Here is a 17,107-nt window from a genome sequence, read left to right on the forward strand (position 1 = left end):
GGGTGATGAGAGGCCTGATCTGGCGCCTGGTCGACGGTACGTTGATCATTGTCGGCGCGCTATGCGCATTGCATTTCGAACTGATGCCGCCTTCGGCATCGGCCGCCTCCGGCTTCGACGGCCTGCTGGTGGCCTTCGCCGTCGCGCTCGCGCTGTCGGTGTTCCCGGCCTGCGATACCTACGGGCTGTCCGGCGTGCGCTCGGTGTTCAACCTGATCAGTCGCACCATCATCGCCTGGTTGTTCGTGCAGGCTTGCGGCTTCCTGCTGCTGTTCGTGCTGCATCGCCTGCACCTGGTCTCGCGCGTGTGGTTCCTCTACTGGACCATCACCAGCGGGCTCGGCATGCTGATCGCGCGCACCCTGGCGCTGACCGTGCTGAAGACGCTCTGGCGCTTCGGCGCACGCGCGCACGAGCTGGCGGCGCGCGCCGACATGCGCCTGGCCACGCACCTGGCGCGCCGCACCTTCAAGCGAGGGTTCGACACCGCGCTGGTGATCCCGATGCTGGTGGCGCTCTCGCCGCTGTTCCTGATCCTCGCGCTGCTGGTGCGCCGCGACGGCGGCCCGGCGATCTACGGCCACCTGCGCGTCGGCCGCGACGGCCGCGCCTTCCGCTGCCTCAAGTTCCGCACCATGGTGACCAACAGCGACGCCGTGCTGCGCGAGCTGCTGGCGCGCGATCCGCAGGCGCGCGCCGAATGGGAACGCGATTTCAAGCTCAAGCACGACGTGCGCGTCACGCGCGTCGGGCATTTCCTGCGCAGCACCAGCCTCGACGAACTGCCCCAGCTCTGGAACGTGCTGCGCGGCGAGATGAGCCTGGTCGGCCCGCGCCCGATCGTCGAGAAGGAGCTCGAGCGCTATGGCCTGGAGGTGCGCTACTACCTGATGGCCAAGCCCGGCATTACCGGGCTGTGGCAGGTGAGCGGGCGCAGCGATGTCGATTACGCGCGGCGTGTCTCGCTCGACGTGTCCTACGTGAAGCAGTGGTCGCCGATGCTCGACTTCGGAATCCTGCTGCGCACGGTGGGCGTAGTGATGCGGCGCGAGGGCGCCTACTGAACGGCGCGGGCCGCGATCTCAGCGCGCCGGCGCGCTGTTGTCGTAGACCGACGAGGCGCTCCAGCCGTCGTAGCGATAGGGGTTGGCCGCATCGTCGCTCGCCGCGGCGGCGGCGGCCGGCTTGGCGCGATAACGCGCCAGCTTCTGCCGGTTCGAATGCGTGGCGGTGTTGCCGGGCGTGAGGCCGGCGCGGCCCGGTGCGCGATAGGCGCGCGGCAGCGAGGCGCCCAGCGGCGCGGCGGCGCCCGTTGCCGAGGTGGCGGAGGCGGCGGAGGTGGGCGCGGGCAGCATCGCGCCGGTCTGGCTGGGTGGCACGTAGCGGTAGGACGGGGATGACGACGTGGACGGCTCGGCCCCGCCTTGGGCGAGGGCGGCGAGGCTCAGCGAGAGGCCGGCGGCGAGCGCGAGCAGGAGTCGTGGATTCATGCGGTAGCGAAGCAGCGCAGCAGGTTGGGCGGGTATGCCGAGACGCCATCGCAGCGTATCGGCCGAACCATGAACGAAAGGCGGAAGCGGGCCGCGAGCGAGCGGCTGCGATTGCGCGATGACAAGGACAGGCCAGACATCATGTTCGACACGGCAATGGGAACACGAACGATAGCACTGCTGGGCGGATTGGCGAAAGCGCTCCGGCGCGACGATCGACGCGGCACGCGACGAGGCGCGGCTCGCTCGGCACGACGGGCGGGCGCATCGTGCATGGCGGCGCTGGTGCTCGGCGCCACGCTGCTGGGCGGCTGCGCCTTCGCGCCCGGCATGACGTTCCGCGGCGGCTGCGCGGCCGACGGCAACGGCGCGCCGTCGCCCGCCTGCCAGCGCGCGGCGTCCGCGGCGCGCGCTTCCGGCACGGTCGGCGGCGAGCCCGGGGGAGCCGCCCAGGGCGCGGGCGATGCGCCGCCCACCGGCTCGCTGGTCGAGATCGACGGCCAGTTGATCACCAAGGTGCGGGCCGCCACCGATCCCTCGATTCCCGCCGACGTCAGCGCGCTGTTCGGCAAGCCGCGGCCCTACACGCTCGGCCCCGGCGACGTGCTGGCGATCGTGGTCTGGGATCATCCCGAGCTGAACATGCCGGTCACGCAGGGCGCCAGCACCGGTGTCGACAACACCGGCTCGAACGCGATCGTGTCGGGCTACACGGTCGATGCGACCGGCCGCGTGCAGTTCGCCTATATCGGCGCGGTGGAGGTGGCCGGGCTGACCGAGCTGGAGGCGCGCGAACGCGTGACGGCGCGCCTGGCGAAGTTCATCCGCGATCCGCAGGTGACCTTGCGGATCCAGGCCTATCGCAGCCGGCGCATCTACCTGGACGGCGAGGTGCGCCTGCCGGGCCTGCAGGTGATGAACGACCTGCCGATGACCCTGCCCGAGGCGATCAACCGCGCCGGCGGCCTGACCAGCGCGGGCGACCGCGCGCGCATCTCGGTCACGCGCGGCGATGCCACCGCGATCGTGAACCTGCCGAGGCTGGTGGCGCAGGGCATCAACCCCGATCGCATCCTGCTGCAGGACGGCGACCTGGTGCGCGTCTACCCCTTGAGCGACACCAAGGTGTTCGTGCTCGGCGAGGTGGGCCATACCACCACGCTCAACTTCAACAACGGGCGCCTGTCGCTGGGCGAGGCGCTCGGCTACGCGGGCGGCGTGAGCCAGTACTCGGCCGATGCCAGCCAGGTCTACGTGATCCGCAGCCAAACCGGCGCCTCGCCGACCATCTTCCACCTCGATGCCACTTCGCCGGTGTCGATGGCGCTGGCCAACGAGTTCCCGCTGCGCCCCGACGACGTGGTGTTCGTCGACGCCTCCTCGCTGGTGCGCTGGAGCCGCGTGGTGGGCATGTTCCTGCCGAGCGCGCAGACGCTCGCCACCGGCCGGAGCATCGCCTACTGATGGAGACCCTGCTCGTGATCTGTACCGCCAACCTCTGCCGCAGCCCGATGGCGGCGGCCCTGTTCGAGCGCGCGCTGCCGGGCTGGCGGGTCTGGTCGGCCGGCGTCGAGGCGATGCCGGGCCTGCCGCCCGATCCGCTCGCGGTCGAGTGCCTGCGCCGGCTCGGCCTCGAGATCGGCACGCACCGCTCGCAGGCGCTCGCGCAATGGATGCTGGAGGCCGCCTCGCTGGTGCTGACGATGAGCGAGCGGCAGCGCCGCGTGATCGCGCGGCGTTACCCGAGCGCCACCGGCCGCGTCTGGCGCCTGCTCGACGAAGACCTCGCCGATCCGTATCGCCGCGGCCCCGCCGCCTATCCCGTGGCGCTCGACCGGCTGCAGGCCGGCGTCGAGCGCTGGTCGTGGCGCATCGCGCGCGCCGCGCAACCGCCGCTCATTTCGCAGGATGCCGTGCATGAACCAGTTTGACGCCCCGTTCCCGTATCGCGAGCCCGACGAGGGCGCGCCGCCGTCCAGCTTCGGCAGCTACCTCGACGCGCTCTACGACAACCGCCGCCTGATCGCCGGCATTGCGGCGTCGATGCTGGTGCTCGGCACCGCCTACGCGATCCTCGCCGAGCCGGTCTATCGCGCCGACATCCTGGTGCAGGTCGAGGAGAACACCACATCGGCCAAGAGCATGCTCGGCGACATCTCCTCGATGTTCGACGTCAAGGCGCAGGCGTCCTCGGAGATGGAAGTGCTGCGCTCGCGGCTGGTTTCCGGGCGCGTGGTCGACGGCCTCCAGCTCTATATCGACGCGAAGCCGCGCTACCTGCCGCTGCTGGGCCGCTGGCTGGCAAGCCGCTCGGAAGTGCCCTCGCAGCCGCTGCCCTTCGGCTACGTCCATGGCGCCGAGCGCATCTCGGTGGCGGCCTTCTCGGTGCCCGACGCGCTGCACGGCAAGCCCTTCGTGCTGACGCGGCTGGCCGGCCCGCGCTACCGGCTCGAGATCGCCGGGCTCGTCGCCGAGGGCAGCATCGGCGTGCCGCTCACGATGCCCACGCGCCACGGCCCGGTGCAACTGACGGTGGCCGCCATCGAGGCCGAACCCGGCGCGGACTTCATCCTGCGCTGCAATTCGCAGCTCGCCACCACCGAGCGCCTGCGCGAGTCGCTGAAGATCGCCGAGAAGGGCAAGCAGTCGGACGTGATCGGCGTGACGCTCGACGGCGCCGATCCGCAGCGCACCGCCGCGATCCTCAACGCGATCGGCACCGAGTACGTGCGCCAGAACGTGCAGCGCAAGTCGGAGGAAGCCGAGCGTTCGATCCAGTTCCTCAATGCCCAGTTGCCCGAGCTGAAGACCCAGCTCGAGCGTGCCGAGAGCCGCTTCAATGCCTATCGCGCAAGGCAGGGCACGCTCAATCTCGACGAGGAAGCGACCGCGCTGCTGCAGCGCTCGGTCGACGCGCAGACGCGCATGACGGGCCTGCAGCAGAAGCGCGACGAGATGCTGGCGCGCTTCATGCCCGATCACCCGGCGGTGAAGGCGATCGACGCGCAGATCGCCACCGCCCAGGCCGAGCTGGCCGGGATCGACGGCAAGACGCGCGCGCTGCCGCCGATCGAGCAGGAGGTGCTGCGCCTGCAGCGCGACGTGCAGGTCGGCACCGAGCTCTACACCAACCTGCTCAACACCCAGGAGCAACTGCGCCTGGTCAAGGCCGGCAAGGTCGGCAACGTGCGGCTGGTCGATTCGGCGGCGGTGCCCGAGCTGCCGGTGCGCCCCAAGCGGCCGCTGGTGATCGGCGGCTCGCTGGTGCTGGGGCTGATGATCGGCATGGGCATCGCGTTCGGCCGGCGCCGCATGTTCGACTCGATCGAGGATCCGGGCGAGGTCGAGCGCTTCGCCGCGCTGCCGGTCTATGCCAGCATCCCGCACAGCCGCGAGGAGGTCTCGCTCACGCGGCTGCGGCGCGTGGCGGCCACGCCCTCGCGTGAGCTGATCCTCGCCAATCGCGCGGCCCTCGATCCGGCGCTGGAGAGCCTGCGCAGCTTTCGCACCGCGCTCGACTTCGCGATGGCCGACCTGCGCAACCGCGTGGTGTTCATCACCGGGCCCACGCCGGGCATCGGCAAGTCCTTCATCGCGCTGAACCTGGCAGCGGTGCTCGGCGGCGCCGGCAAGCGCGTGCTGCTGGTCGACACCGACCTGCGCCGCAGCGGCATGAACCGCATCATCCAGGCCGAACGCGGTGCCGGTTTCGTCGAGCTGCTGCGCGGCACCCACGAGCTCACCCAGGTGGTGCGCCCCGAGGTGCTCAAGGGCGTCGACTACATCTCGCCGGGCAGCCACGCCGAGAACGCCAGCGACGAGCTGTTCGACGCCGACCTGCGCGCGATCTTCGCGGCCATGAGCGCCGCCTACGACATCGTGATCTGCGACGGCGCGCCGATCCTGCCGGTGCCCGACGCGGTGCAACTGGCCGGTTACGCCGGCGTGAGCTTCGTGGTGGTGCGCCAGGGCGTGACCAAGCGCGGCGAGATCCGCGAATCGCTGCGGCGCCTGCGGCAGGTGGGGGTGGCCCCGCGCGGGCTGATCTTCAACGGCCTGCGCCCGCGTCCCGGCAACTATGCCTATGGTTATGGACAGTACCGTTATGCGCGCAGCAACTATTCCTACGACGAGCAGGCATGAGGCCGGCGTGCGCGGCCCGCGGGAGCCACGAGATGCATGAGCTGTCGTCGCCCCCCGAAGCCATGGCCGGGATCGAAGCCGTCGAGACGGCCGCGCCCGAGGCGTCGTCTATGGCGCCCGCGCGCGCCGCGGGGCGCCGCTTCGGCCGGGTGGCCGTGGTGCACGAATGGCTGACCACCTATGCGGGATCGGAGAAGGTGCTCGAGCAGATCCTGGCGATCTGGCCCGAGGCCGACCTGTACGCGGTGGTCGATTTCCTCTCCGACGAGGACCGCCGCAACCTGGGCGGCAAGCGGGCGAGGACCTCCTTCATCCAGCACCTGCCGCGCGCGCGTTCGCGCTATCGCGCCTACCTGCCGCTGATGCCGCTGGCCATCGAGCAGTTCGACATGTCCGGCTACGACCTGGTGATCTCGTCGAGCCATGCCGTCGCCAAGGGCATCCTGACCGGCCCGGACCAACTGCACGTCAGCTACGTGCATTCGCCGATCCGCTATGCCTGGGACCTGCAGCACCGCTACCTGGCCGAATCGGGCCTGACCTCGGGGCTCAAGGGCTGGCTGGCGCGCTCGCTGCTGCACTACATGCGGATCTGGGACCAGCGCACCGCGCACGGCGTGGACGCCTTCGTCGCCAACTCGGGCTTCATCGCGCGGCGCATCCGCAAGGCCTATGGCTACGCGGCGACGGTGGTCTATCCGCCGGTCGACATCGAGCGCTTCGGCCTGCATGCGCAGAAGGAGGCGTTTTACCTGACCGCCTCGCGGATGGTGCCGTACAAGCGCATGCCGCTCTTGATCGAGGCCTTCGCGCGCACGCCGTGGCGCCGGCTGGTGGTGATCGGCGACGGGCCCGACTTCGCGAAGGCCCAGGCGATCGAGGCGCCCAACGTGACCCTGCTCGGCTACCAGCCCAACGACGTGCTGGTCAGCTACATGCAGCGCGCCCGCGCCTTCGTGTTCGCCGCCGAGGAGGATTTCGGCATCGCGCCGGTCGAGGCGCAGGCCTGCGGCACGCCGGTGATCGCCTATGGACGCGGCGGCGCGCTGGAGACGGTGATCGAGTCCGAGGACAGGCAGCGGCGCACCGGCGTGTTCTTCCACCGCCAGACCGTCGAGGACGTGATCGACGCGGTGGAACGCTTCGAGGCGCTGGGGCCGTTCGACCCGGTGGCCTGCCGTGCCAATGCGCAGCGCTTCGCCGCCGAGCGTTTTCGCGAGGCCTTTGCCGAGGTGGTGGCGCGTGCCTCGGGCGGCAAGGCGCGAGGCGACTGAGATGCGCGCGGCGCGTGTTGTCTCGGCCCGCGGCTCAGGAAGCGGAGCGAACCGGCGCGAGCTTCGCCGCGGCGGGCGCCTGTGCGAGCGGGCCTGGGTCGTTCGCGCGCAGCGCGGCGGCGCCCAGCGCGCGGCTGGCGGCGACGCCGGCCTGGAACGCGCGCAATTGCGTCTCGACGCGGCAGTCCCGCCAGCCGCGCTCGATCAGGCGATGCAGCAGCGCCGGGTCCTCGTACAACTGGCGCATCCGCGCCGCGGCATCGGCGAGATCGGGCTCGGCCCAGGTGACGGTGCCGTACACGCCGCCTTCGTCCGGCCCGGTATGGAGCCGGTGGCGCACCAGCAGGCTGTTGTCCTCGCGCATGAATTCGAGGTTGCCGGACCAGCCGGTCGCGACGGTCGCGAGACCCAGGCCCATCGCCTCGAGCAGCGGCAGGCCGAAACCCTCGGCGCGATGCAGGGAGACGAACACGTGGGCGGCGCTGAACAGCGCATCGACCTCGTCGCGCGGCAGCGTCGCCGCGATCAGCTCGATGCGCGGATCGCCGCCGGCCGCCTCGCGCAGGCGCGCCAGCTCGCCGGGCCGGTCGTGCAGCTTGAGCTTCATGACCAGCCGCACGTCGGCCTCGCGCGGGAAGGCAGCGCGAAACGCGGCGATGGTGCCGAGCGGATTCTTGCGCGCCAGGCTCGAACGCGCGTCGGCCATGCCCAGGAAGCGCAGCGGGCCGGCCTCGCGATGCCAGCGGCGCGGCGTGCCGAGCGGATCGACCACGTGCGGGGCGACCAGCACCGGCGCCGCGAACACCGGCGCCAGCGCCTCGGCGGCGAAGCGGCTCGGGGTCCAGACCTCGTCGACCAGCGGCGCGGCCAGGCCCCAGCCGCGCGGCGGCAGCGCCGATTCCCAGGCGAAGTAGCCGATCGAGCGGCCGCTGGCCAGCACCTCGCGCAGCGGCCAGGCCAGCAGCGGCAGCTCGGGGCCGCCGCAGTGGAACACGAACAAGCCGCCCGGCGTAGCCTCGACGCGGCGCCACGGGCGCTTCACCGCCTCGGTCACGTCGATCGTCTCGACCTCGTAGCCGAGCCGCCGCAAGGTCCTGGCCTGGTAGCGCGCGCCGTTGACGATGCCGTTGGCCACGCCGAACTGGGCCACGATCTTGATCGTGCCGGGGCGCCGCGAGGCGAACTCGCGTCGGCGGCGGGCTGCCAGCACGAGGGCCTGCAGGCTGGCCAGCGCGACGGCCGCGCGGCGCTTGCCGAGGTTCGCGAAGGCGTGGATGGGGTTCGTCATCGTCGAATCGAAAAGGATGTGCACGCAAGCATCAAGCAACATGCGTGCCGTTCAAGAGGAAACCTAATCAAATGAGCGGGCCACCTCGTGACTTCGTCGCCGAGCGCCGCGAACCGCCCGGAATGGCGCCGATCTATTGCGATGCAATATCCGCAATCGTTTGCCGCGCGGGACGATACCGGCAGTCTGCCCCGGCGCGCCGGCGATCGTTACGTAACGCCTTGCCACAAGGGTTACGTAACGATCGGGTACATCGCTGCACGGCAGGTAGCGATCGCGCGGCGCATCCGGCCAAGCGCTTGAAAATACGCGTTTTTCATGCGATGCAACATGAGCTTCGGGCGGGGCTCGGCTTGGCACGATACCTGCTGTACAGGCCTGTCGTCGCGCAGGCCGGGGAAAGCCGGCGCGACGGCGTCGATCGCGGGGCCGGCGCCGGTGGGCCCGGCCCGCGTCGGCATCCACCGCACGGTATCCGTCACGCACGGCTCGCGAGCCGGCCTCGAAACGAACAGAGCAGGCAGACCAGCCGATGAGCATCTCGAACCAGCCAGGAAGAATCAGCGTGAACGGGAGGTTCCTGTTGCGGCCGGCCACCGGCGTGGACCGCTTCGCCTACGAGATCATGCGCAGCATCGACGAGCTGCTGGCCGAGGCGCATCCGGCGGTGGCGGGGCTGGCGGTCGAGCTGCTGGTGCCCGAGGGGCCGCGCCGGATCGTCAACCCGTTCGGCCGGATCGCCATGCGCACCGTGCCGGGCCGGCGCGGCCAGGCCTGGGAGCAATGGGCCTTGCCCGGCGCCGCGCGCGGCAGCCTGCTGCTCAATCTCTGCAACTCGGCGCCGCTGTTCCTGCGCAACCAGATCGCCGTGATCCACGATGCCGCGCCGGTGCGCGTGCCCGACAGCTACAGCCGCGCGTTCCGCTCCTGGTATCGACTGATGGCGCCCTGCGTGGGCCGCGCCGCCAAGCGCATCGTCACCGTGTCGCGCTTCTCGCGCGGCGAGCTGATCGATGCCTACCGGATCCCGGGCCGCAAGATCGGCGTGATCTCCGAGAGTGGCGAGCACATGCTGCGTCACGACGAGGACCAGGCGATCCTGGCGCGCCACGGCATCGGCGCGCGGCCGTTCGTGCTGGCCGTGAGCAGCCTGAACCGCCACAAGAACTTCCGGCTGGTGATCGACGCGCTGCGCCATCTCGGCCGGGCCGATTTCGACGTGGTGGTGGCGGGCGGCACCGATCCCGCCGTGTACGGCCACGGCGCGGCCGCGCTGCCCGACTACGTGAAGCATGTCGGCTTCGTCTCCGACGGCGAGCTCAAGGCGCTGTTCCGACGCGCGACGTGCTTCGTGCATCCGTCGCGCTACGAGGGTTTCGGCCTGCCGCCGGTGGAGGCCATGACGCTGGGATGCCCGATCGTGGTGGCCGACCTGCCGGCCGTGCGCGAGGCCTGCGGCGAGGCGGCCATCTATGTGTCGCCCGACGATCCCGCCGCGCTCGCGGCCGCGCTGCTGCGCGTGGCCGGCGACGCCGGCCAACGCGAGGCGATGCGCGCGCGCGGCCTGGCCCGCGCGCGCGAACTGACCTGGCGCGACAGCGCCATGCAACTGATCGGGGAGATCCGTCCATGCATCGCCTGAGGCGCACCATCCACACCGGGGCCACGACCGTCGCGCGGCGCGAGCAGGGTTTCGCTTTCGACCGGCAGGCGGGCTGAACATGGAGATCAGCGTATTCGGCGTGATCGTCGCGGTGCTGGGGCTCCTGAGCCTGGCGCTGCCGTTCCGATGGTCGGTGATCCTGATGGCCTGCTGCACCCTGTTCGGCGCCACCGAGGCGATCTCGATCGGCGGCACCGGCATCCTGCCCGCCAACCTGTTCCTGCTGTTCTTCGCCGGCCGCGCGCTGCTGCGCGAGGACCTGCCGGCCTTCCTGCGCGAGCTCACGCCCGCCTCGCCGGCGTTCTGGCTCGCGATGCTGGCCGTGCTCGGCTGCCTCGGCGCGCTGCTGTATCCGCGCATCCTGCAGGGCGATACCTTCGTGTTCGCGATCGACCGCGCCGACGCCTCGGGCGGCCGGCTCGCGCTCACGCCGCTCGCGCCGGTATCGGGCAACCTCTCGCAATCGGTCTACCTGGTGGGCGAGCTGGTGCTCTACCTGAGCGCCTCGATCTACCTGCGCCGGCGCGACGCCAGCCTGGTGTTCGCCGACGCGATGCTCGCGCTGGCCGCGCTGAACGTGGCCGCGGCGCTGATCGACCTCGGCTCGGGCCTGCTCGGGCTGGACATCCTGTCGAGCATCAAGACCGCGCAATACGCGATCATGGACGGCGCGCAGGTGGATGGCCTGCGCCGCATCAGCGGCACCTTCACCGAGACCTCGGCCTTCTCCGCGTTCTCGCTGCCGCTGTTCGCGTTCTCGCTGAGCCTCTGGCTGCTCGGCTATCGGCGCCTGCCGAGCGGCGCGCTCGCGCTGGCCAGCTTCGCGCTGCTGATGCTGTCGACCTCGACTACCGCCTACGCGGGGCTGGCCGGCTACCTGGTGGTGTTCGCGCTGAGCCGCAGCGGCGCGGTCGACCGGGCCAGCCCGCGCCGCAAGCTGTCGCTGATCGCGCTGGCGGCGGTGGGCATGGTGCTGCTGGCCGGCGTGCTGGCCGCGATCGATTCGCCCGTGATCCAGGCGGTGTCCGACCTGCTGTCCGGCGCGCTGTTCGACAAGCTCGACAGCGATTCGGGCGTCGAGCGCAGCGCCTGGAACCTGCAGGCACTGCTCAACTTCGTGGAGACCGACGGGATCGGCGTGGGCCTGGGCAGTTCGCGCGCCTCGAGCTTCCCGCTGGTGCTGCTCGGCAATCTCGGGCTGGCCGGGCTGGTGATCTACGCGGCCTTCCTGTATTGCACGGTGGCGCGCCGGCGCGGCGTGGCCACCACGCGCGGCGACGAGGTGGTGGGCTTCGCGGCCCGGCAGGCGATGTTCGCGAACCTGATCGGCGCGACCATCTCGGCGGCGGTGTTCGATCTCGGCCCGTGCTTCTACCTGTTCTCGGCGGTGGCGTTCGCCGCGCTCAACCGGCGCGCGCCGGCCATGCGCCGCGACCTGCCGCGGCAGGCGCGCACGGCGGGCGGCCTGCAACGGAGCTATCGCCGTGGGTGAGCCGCACGACATGCGCGACGTCCCTCGGCGCGCCGCGGGCCTGGTTGCCTTGCCGCCGGGATACCGGCCGCGCGCGGGAGGGCGCCCATGAACCGCATCAAGCCCACCCTGTCGAGCTTCGAGCTGCTGGCGGTCTACCTGTCCTACGTGGCGCGCTACGTCTACCCGCTGTTCCTGCTGCCGTATTACGGGCGCACGCTCGGTGCCGGCGGCTACGCGGTGATCCTGGCCGGCATGTCGCTGTCGAACTCGATCTGGCTGTTCGTCAACTACGGCTTCTCGACGGTCGGCGCGCGCGACGTGGTGCATACCGAGACCGACGCGCAGCGCGCGGCGATCCTGCGCCGCCAGTTCACGGCGCGCCTGGTGCTGTGTGTGCCGGGCGTGCTGATCGGCGCGGTGGCGGTGGCCAACTCGCCGATCTTCGCGCGCGTGCCCGGCATCGGCGTGCCGGTGGTGGCGATGGGGCTGGTGGCCGCCTTCAACCTCGGCTGGTATTTCGCCAGCACCGGGCGCGCCAGGAAGAGCGTGGCGATCGAGGTGATCGGCTTCATCCTGTCGCTGTCGCTGATCTTCTGCTTTATCCACCGGCCGGGCGACCTGCGCCATGTGTTCCCCTTGCTGCTGCTGTCGAGCAGCGTGCAGCTCGGGCTGGCCTACTGGGCCCTGCGCGGCGAATTCGACGGGCTGCTCGGCAAGCTGCGCGAGGCGCTCGAGCTGATCCGCAAGTCCACCATCATCTTCGTCTACGGCGGCACCTCGGTGCTGCTGATCGGCGCCTCCACCTACGTGCTCTCGCTGCTTGCGCCGGCCGGCGAGGTGGGCGCCTTCGGCATCGCCGAGCGCCTGATCGGCGCGGGCCTGAGCCTGATGGGGCCGGCCGCGCAGATCCTGGTGCCGAAGGTCACCTTCCTGGTCGGCGGCGACACGCATCGCGCCAACACGCTGGCACGGCGCATCTTCGCCTTCTTCTTCTGCGGCGCGGCGCTGGCCACGCTGGTCACCGTGTTCGCGGCCGGCTGGATCATCCCGCTGATCTTCGGCCAGGGTTTCGAGCACGCGGTGCCGGTGCTGAAGACGCTGGCCTTCGTGCTGCCGGTGAGCGTCTGCACCCAGGTGCTCGGCATGTACTTCCTGATCCCGCGCAAGCGCGAGGGCCTGCTGGCGCGCGGCGGGGTGATCGGCGCGCTGGTCAACCTGGCCTGCGCGGTGCCGCTGGCCACCCACTGGGGGGCGATCGGCATGGCCGTGGCGCGCCTGCTCGGCGAATCCACGCTGCTGGCGGTGCTGCTGCTGGGCGTCTGGCGCGCCGGCCTGATGGCGGAGTTCGTCGGCGGCCGGCCTTGCGCCGGCACGCCGGCACGCACATGAACCATGGCCGCCTCGATGTCGGGGCCGCCTCATCCAGCAACCAGGCAATCGATGACGAAGCGACGGGGAGCGTGACGCACATGCAGGCGGTGACGGAATCGGTGACGGTGGTGATCTGCAACTACAACTACGGCCGCTACATCGCGGAGGCGATCGACTCGGCCCTGGCGCAGACCCGCCGACCGGCGCGCGTGCTGGTGATCGACGACGGCTCGACCGACGATTCGGTCGAGGTGGTGCGCCGCTACGGCGCGGCGGTGGAGCTGCTGCGCAAGGAGAACGGCGGGCAGGTATCGGCCTACAACACGGCCGTCGAGCTGCTCGACACCGAGATCGTGATCTTCCTCGACGCCGACGATTTCCTCTATCACGAGGCGGTGGCCCAGGTGATGGCCTGCTTCGCCGATCCGCGGCTGGCCAAGGTGCAGTACCGGCTCGACATTTTCTCCAGCGGCGGCGACCCGACCGGCAGCCAGATCCCGAACTCGCGGCCGCCGCGCGACTGCGGCCCCTCGCTGCGCAAGGGCTGGCTGTATCCCTCGCCGCCGGCCTCGGGCAACGCCTATCGCGTCGCGAACCTGCGGCGCATCTACCCGATCCGGGAGCCGCTGCACAGCAAGTACGGCGCCGATTTCTACGCGATCTACGGCATCGCGCTGACGGGCGAGGTGGGCAGCATCGATCGCGCGCTGGGCGGCTATCGCACCCACGCGCCGAACCTGCGCGCCGACAAGGCGCGCGACATCTCCTTCGCGAACGCCGCGAAATGGAAGGAGACGCCGCAGGAGTTCCTGCGGCGCTGGACCCTGCTGTCGACGCTGGCCGCGAGCCGGCTCGGCATCGCGCTGCCGGCCGAGCTGAACGACTACTCGTACACCAAGTCGGTGTTCGTCGCCGAGTTGTACGGGCGGCCCTTCCTGCCGCGCGCGCGCTGGCTGCTGCGCGGCTCGCCGCGCTATTTCCGCTCGATCCTCACCAATCCCTACTGGGGCTGGCGCAAGAAGCTCGCGCTGGTGGCGATCAGCCTGTGCTGCTTCGTGCCGGGGCAGCGGCTGTCCGACGAGGTGGTGCGCTTCATCGCCAATCCGCTGTCGCGACGGCGTTTCCTGCCGGGCGGGCGGCCGGCGTCATGAAGCGGCAGGCGCGGGGTGGAGCAGGGCGCGGAGCGCAGGACGAGGGACGAGGCAGCGACATGAACGAATCGATGGGTGAGTGCAGATGAAAAAATACGTGATCGTGGCCACCAAGGGTCGGGCCGACGAGTGCCGCGAGTTGCTGTCCTTGCTGGCGGGGCAGAGCGCGCCGCTCGATGCCGTCTACGTGGTGGGCGCGGAGCCGCCCGACGTGGAGGGCCTGCAGGCGCATCCGCTGGCCTCGCGCACGCGGCTGACGGTCTGCCTCTCGCCGGCCCAGGGCCTCACGCGCCAGCGCAATCACGGCGTCGAGCGTCTGCTGGCCGACATCGATACGGATGCGCCCGGCGACCAGGACTGGTTCGTGGTGTTCTTCGACGACGACTACCGGCCCGCCGCCGACTGGGCCGCCTGCTGCGAGCAGGTGTTCGCCGAGAACCGCGAGATCGTCGCGCTGACCGGGCGCGTGCTGGCCGACGGCATCATGGGCGCGGGCCTCACCGAGCAGCAGGCGCGCGACTACCTGCGCGGCGCGATCCCGCCTGCCAGCCACTGGGCCTCGGGCGACACGCAGCGCGAGATGCAATCCGTCTACGGCTGCAACATGGCGATCGCCGGCCGCGCGATGCGCTCGTTCCGCTTCGACGAGAACCTGCCGCTTTACGCCTGGCAGGAGGACCGCGATTTCACCGGGCTGATCAAGCGGATCGGCAAGGTGGTCTACGACCCGCGCTGCGTCGGCGTGCACCTGGGCACCAAGCGCGGCCGCACCTCGGGGATCCGGATGGGCTATTCGCAGATCGCCAATCCGCTCTACCTGTACCGCAAGGGCACCATGAGCCGCCGCGTGGCGCTGCGCTTCATCGTGCGCAACGTGCTCGCCAACGTGCTCAAGAGCCTGCTGCGCATTCCTTTCGTCGACTATCCGGGCCGCCTGCACGGCAACGTGATCGGTTTCTGGGACGTGGTGCGCGGCAAGATCCATCCGCTGCGGGTCCTGCAGATCGGCGCGAAGTGAGCGTCCCGTCCCGCCATCCCTGACCTGATTCGCGGAGTGCCCGCCATGCCAGTCCAACCCGAGCTGATCGAGCTCGCCCCCGTTCCCGGCTGCCTGCCGGTCTCCATGCCGGCCCGCGAGGCGGCGCCCATCGCGCGCGCGCACGAGCGCGTGATGCAGATCTACGCGCACCTGGCGATCGACAAGGATGCCGAACGATGGCGGCGCAATCGCGAGTCGGGCAAGCTGGTCGGCCTGAACGACGCGACGCCCTATGGCTACGGACGCGCCGAGGCCATGCAGTGCCATGTGCGCTTCTCGGCGGCGGGCCGCGAAGGGCGCCTGGGCAAGCTGCTGCGCCTCGGCCTGCGCGCCGTGATCGGCTTCGACCTGCTGCATGCCTGGCGCAATCGCGATGCGATCCGCGTCGCCGACGTGGTCTGGACGCATACCGAATCGCAGTACCTGGCGGTGGCCGCGGTGGGTCTGCTGATCGGCAAGCGCGTCAGGCTGATCGGCCAGTCGGTCTGGCTGGTCGATCGCTGGCGCGGGCTGTGGTGGCCGCACAAGTGGCTGTTCCGGCGCCTGATCGCGCGGGTGGACGTGCTGAGCTTCCTGTCGCCCGAGAACGCGGCGCTGGCCCGGCAACTGTTCCCGCATGCGCGCGTCGAGTTCCTGCCCTTCGGGATTCCCGCCGAACGACGGCAGCCGCCGCGCTGCCGCGTCGACGGGCCGATCCGCGTGCTCGCGCTCGGCAACGACCGGCATCGCGACTGGGCCACCTTGATCGAGGCGGTGCGCGACGTGGCGGGCATCGAGCTGACGATCCTCTCCGGCACGGTGCCGGCCGGGCTCGCGAGCGGCGCGCGCAACGTCGAGATCCGCCTGGCGCGCAGCCACCAGGAACTGAGCGCGGCCTTCGAGGCGGCCACGCTGGTCTGCGTGCCGCTGCGCCGCAACCTGCACGCGAGCGGCATCACCGTGATCCAGGAGGCGGTGCTCTCGGGCCTGCCGGTGATCGCCACCGATATCGGCGGCTTGTCCGCCTACTTCTCGGCGGACGAGTTGCGTTACGTGCCGATGGGCGAGGCCGCCACGCTGCGCGAGGCGATCGTCGAGGTGGCGGGCGACCCGGCGGCGGCGCTGGCGCGCGCCACGCGAGCCCAGGCGCGCATGGGCGAGGGCGGCGAGCTGGGCGCGCAGCAGTATGTGCGCCATCACGTGCGGCTCAGCGCGCAACTGCTGGGGCGCGACGCATGACGGGCTCGCGGCGGGCACGGGCGTGCAGGCTGGCCGTCGCGGCGCTGCTCGGGCTGGCCATGATCGCCCAGGCGCGGGGGCAATCCGCCGAGACACTCGACTTGTGCGCCTATCGCCTGGTCTTCGACGAGGACTTTTCCGACTTCCGGGTCGCGCCGCGCCAGCTCGGCGACGCACGATGGATCGCCCACACGCCCTGGAACGGCGATTTCGGCGATGCCGCCTTCAGCGACCCGGGGCCGAACGGCCCGTTCTCGGTGAGCGGCCACACGCTGTCGATCACGGCGCGCAAGTCGGCCGACGGCCGCTGGCGCTCCGGCCTGATCGCGGCCGCCGACGGCAGCGGCAAGGGCAGCGGCGTGCGCTACGGCTATTTCGAGGCGAGCCTGCGCATGCCGCCGGGGCCGGGCACCTGGCCGGCGTTCTGGCTCGGCACCCTGAAGCCGGGCAGCGACAAGTCGCCGGGCATCGAGATCGACGTGATCGAGTATTACGGACATGCCGACGGCGGTTACCGCTCGGCCGTCCACGTCTGGTACGAGGGCAAGGACAAGCCGCTGTCGCGGCATCGTTCGCAATACGTGCCGGTGGAGCCGGGCTCGCTGGTGGCGGGCTTTCACAGCTACGGCGCGCGCGTGACGCCCGAGGACATCACGTTCTACCTCGACCGCCGCCCGGTATGGCGCACGCCGACGCCGCCCGAGCACCGCCTGCCGCTGTTTCCGCTGCTGAACCTAGCGCTCGGTTCGGGCTTCTCGATCAAGGACACGCCGAATCCCTCGGTGCTGCAGGTCGGCTGGGTGCGGATCTACGAAGCCGAGCCGGCGCGGGCGGCGCGCTGCCCGGCTGCCGCGCCTTGAACCTCGCTTGAACCATGTCGCCCTGATAGGGCGCCCCAATTAGCGCCTTAGGTAATCCCCATTTGACGCTCGGGGCGGCAAACCAGATGATTCAGCCAGCGCCCGGCATCCTCGGCCGACCCCCATCGAGGCACTG

The 17,107-nt window shown here is 70.8% G+C and carries 15 protein-coding genes; 12 read left to right on the forward strand and 3 right to left on the reverse strand.

Features of this window, described 5'->3' with window-relative positions:
* Positions 1-5 precede the first annotated feature (5 nt).
* Positions 6-1,064 (forward strand): sugar transferase, encoded by a 1,059-nt coding sequence (locus BM43_RS33475; protein ID WP_036051540.1) that lies wholly within the window; start codon positions 6-8, stop codon positions 1,062-1,064.
* An 18-nt stretch (positions 1,065-1,082) separates the two neighbouring features.
* Here BM43_RS33475 and BM43_RS33480 read toward each other — a convergent pair whose 3' ends face one another.
* On the reverse strand, positions 1,083-1,490 hold the full coding sequence (locus BM43_RS33480) for a hypothetical protein (protein ID WP_036051537.1): 408 nt from the start codon (positions 1,488-1,490) through the stop codon (positions 1,083-1,085).
* A 273-nt stretch (positions 1,491-1,763) separates the two neighbouring features.
* On the opposite strand from BM43_RS33480, the gene BM43_RS33485 reads away from it, so the two are divergent.
* The 4 genes from BM43_RS33485 (at position 1,764) to BM43_RS33500 (ending at position 6,907) form a co-directional block, all read left to right on the forward strand.
* Positions 1,764-2,954 carry a polysaccharide biosynthesis/export family protein gene (locus tag BM43_RS33485; RefSeq protein WP_080752213.1) on the forward strand — a complete coding sequence of 397 codons (1,191 nt, stop codon included), beginning with the start codon at positions 1,764-1,766 and terminating at the stop codon, positions 2,952-2,954.
* Positions 2,954-3,421 carry an arsenate reductase/protein-tyrosine-phosphatase family protein gene (locus BM43_RS33490; protein WP_036040857.1) on the forward strand — a complete coding sequence of 156 codons (468 nt, stop codon included), beginning with the start codon at positions 2,954-2,956 and terminating at the stop codon, positions 3,419-3,421. The genes BM43_RS33485 and BM43_RS33490 overlap by 1 nt, the downstream gene beginning before the upstream one ends.
* A complete protein-coding gene (locus BM43_RS33495; RefSeq protein WP_036051535.1) occupies positions 3,408-5,633 on the forward strand; it encodes a GNVR domain-containing protein in 2,226 nt (741 codons plus the stop codon). The genes BM43_RS33490 and BM43_RS33495 overlap by 14 nt, the downstream gene beginning before the upstream one ends.
* A gap of 110 nt (positions 5,634-5,743) precedes the next feature.
* Positions 5,744-6,907: a glycosyltransferase family 4 protein gene (locus BM43_RS33500; protein ID WP_036053460.1), complete on the forward strand. Its 1,164-nt coding sequence runs from the start codon at positions 5,744-5,746 to the stop codon at positions 6,905-6,907.
* 34 nt (positions 6,908-6,941) lie between these two features.
* Here the strand turns inward: BM43_RS33500 and BM43_RS37730 are convergent, their stop codons facing one another.
* Together BM43_RS37730 and BM43_RS41465 are read right to left on the reverse strand one after the other, a co-directional pair.
* Complete coding sequence (locus tag BM43_RS37730; RefSeq protein ID WP_157693197.1) at positions 6,942-8,195, reverse strand: glycosyltransferase; 1,254 nt, start codon at positions 8,193-8,195, stop codon at positions 6,942-6,944.
* Between the two features lie 233 nt (positions 8,196-8,428).
* Positions 8,429-8,677, reverse strand: a complete 249-nt coding sequence (locus BM43_RS41465) for a hypothetical protein (protein ID WP_155296537.1) — start codon at positions 8,675-8,677, stop codon at positions 8,429-8,431.
* Between the two features lie 83 nt (positions 8,678-8,760).
* On the opposite strand from BM43_RS41465, the gene BM43_RS33515 reads away from it, so the two are divergent.
* The 7 genes from BM43_RS33515 to BM43_RS33545 all read left to right on the forward strand — a co-directional run bounded on the left by BM43_RS33515 (position 8,761) and on the right by BM43_RS33545 (position 16,971).
* Positions 8,761-9,837 carry a glycosyltransferase family 4 protein gene (locus tag BM43_RS33515; RefSeq protein WP_226285273.1) on the forward strand — a complete coding sequence of 359 codons (1,077 nt, stop codon included), beginning with the start codon at positions 8,761-8,763 and terminating at the stop codon, positions 9,835-9,837.
* A gap of 79 nt (positions 9,838-9,916) precedes the next feature.
* Positions 9,917-11,350, forward strand: a complete 1,434-nt coding sequence (locus tag BM43_RS33520; RefSeq protein WP_036051528.1) for a hypothetical protein — start codon at positions 9,917-9,919, stop codon at positions 11,348-11,350.
* A gap of 87 nt (positions 11,351-11,437) precedes the next feature.
* Positions 11,438-12,721 (forward strand): lipopolysaccharide biosynthesis protein, encoded by a 1,284-nt coding sequence (locus tag BM43_RS33525; protein WP_036051526.1) that lies wholly within the window; start codon positions 11,438-11,440, stop codon positions 12,719-12,721.
* A gap of 80 nt (positions 12,722-12,801) precedes the next feature.
* Positions 12,802-13,854 carry a glycosyltransferase family A protein gene (locus BM43_RS33530; RefSeq protein ID WP_036053455.1) on the forward strand — a complete coding sequence of 351 codons (1,053 nt, stop codon included), beginning with the start codon at positions 12,802-12,804 and terminating at the stop codon, positions 13,852-13,854.
* An 85-nt stretch (positions 13,855-13,939) separates the two neighbouring features.
* Positions 13,940-14,872 carry a glycosyltransferase family 2 protein gene (locus BM43_RS33535; RefSeq protein WP_036053453.1) on the forward strand — a complete coding sequence of 311 codons (933 nt, stop codon included), beginning with the start codon at positions 13,940-13,942 and terminating at the stop codon, positions 14,870-14,872.
* Between the two features lie 45 nt (positions 14,873-14,917).
* A complete protein-coding gene (locus tag BM43_RS33540) occupies positions 14,918-16,111 on the forward strand; it encodes a glycosyltransferase (RefSeq protein WP_052409270.1) in 1,194 nt (397 codons plus the stop codon).
* A complete protein-coding gene (locus BM43_RS33545) occupies positions 16,108-16,971 on the forward strand; it encodes a glycoside hydrolase family 16 protein (protein ID WP_036051525.1) in 864 nt (287 codons plus the stop codon). Before BM43_RS33540 ends, BM43_RS33545 begins: the two co-directional genes overlap by 4 nt.
* The last annotated feature ends 136 nt before the right edge of the window (positions 16,972-17,107 follow it).

The sequence above is a fragment of the Burkholderia gladioli genome, from assembly GCF_000959725.1.
Taxonomy (GTDB): domain Bacteria; phylum Pseudomonadota; class Gammaproteobacteria; order Burkholderiales; family Burkholderiaceae; genus Burkholderia; species Burkholderia gladioli.

Excerpts from the sequence above, each read along its gene's own strand:
- BM43_RS33475 (WP_036051540.1), top strand. The coding sequence starts at position 6 with ATGAGAGGCCTGATCTGGCGCCTGGTCGACGGTACGTTGATCATTGTC.
- BM43_RS33480 (WP_036051537.1), bottom strand. The coding sequence starts at position 1,490 with ATGAATCCACGACTCCTGCTCGCGCTCGCCGCCGGCCTCTCGCTGAGC.
- BM43_RS33485 (WP_080752213.1), top strand. The coding sequence starts at position 1,764 with ATGGCGGCGCTGGTGCTCGGCGCCACGCTGCTGGGCGGCTGCGCCTTC.
- BM43_RS33490 (WP_036040857.1), top strand. The coding sequence starts at position 2,954 with ATGGAGACCCTGCTCGTGATCTGTACCGCCAACCTCTGCCGCAGCCCG.
- BM43_RS33495 (WP_036051535.1), top strand. The coding sequence starts at position 3,408 with ATGAACCAGTTTGACGCCCCGTTCCCGTATCGCGAGCCCGACGAGGGC.
- BM43_RS33500 (WP_036053460.1), top strand. The coding sequence starts at position 5,744 with ATGGCGCCCGCGCGCGCCGCGGGGCGCCGCTTCGGCCGGGTGGCCGTG.
- BM43_RS37730 (WP_157693197.1), bottom strand. The coding sequence starts at position 8,195 with ATGACGAACCCCATCCACGCCTTCGCGAACCTCGGCAAGCGCCGCGCG.
- BM43_RS33520 (WP_036051528.1), top strand. The coding sequence starts at position 9,917 with ATGGAGATCAGCGTATTCGGCGTGATCGTCGCGGTGCTGGGGCTCCTG.
- BM43_RS33525 (WP_036051526.1), top strand. The coding sequence starts at position 11,438 with ATGAACCGCATCAAGCCCACCCTGTCGAGCTTCGAGCTGCTGGCGGTC.
- BM43_RS33530 (WP_036053455.1), top strand. The coding sequence starts at position 12,802 with ATGCAGGCGGTGACGGAATCGGTGACGGTGGTGATCTGCAACTACAAC.
- BM43_RS33535 (WP_036053453.1), top strand. The coding sequence starts at position 13,940 with ATGAAAAAATACGTGATCGTGGCCACCAAGGGTCGGGCCGACGAGTGC.
- BM43_RS33540 (WP_052409270.1), top strand. The coding sequence starts at position 14,918 with ATGCCAGTCCAACCCGAGCTGATCGAGCTCGCCCCCGTTCCCGGCTGC.
- BM43_RS33545 (WP_036051525.1), top strand. The coding sequence starts at position 16,108 with ATGACGGGCTCGCGGCGGGCACGGGCGTGCAGGCTGGCCGTCGCGGCG.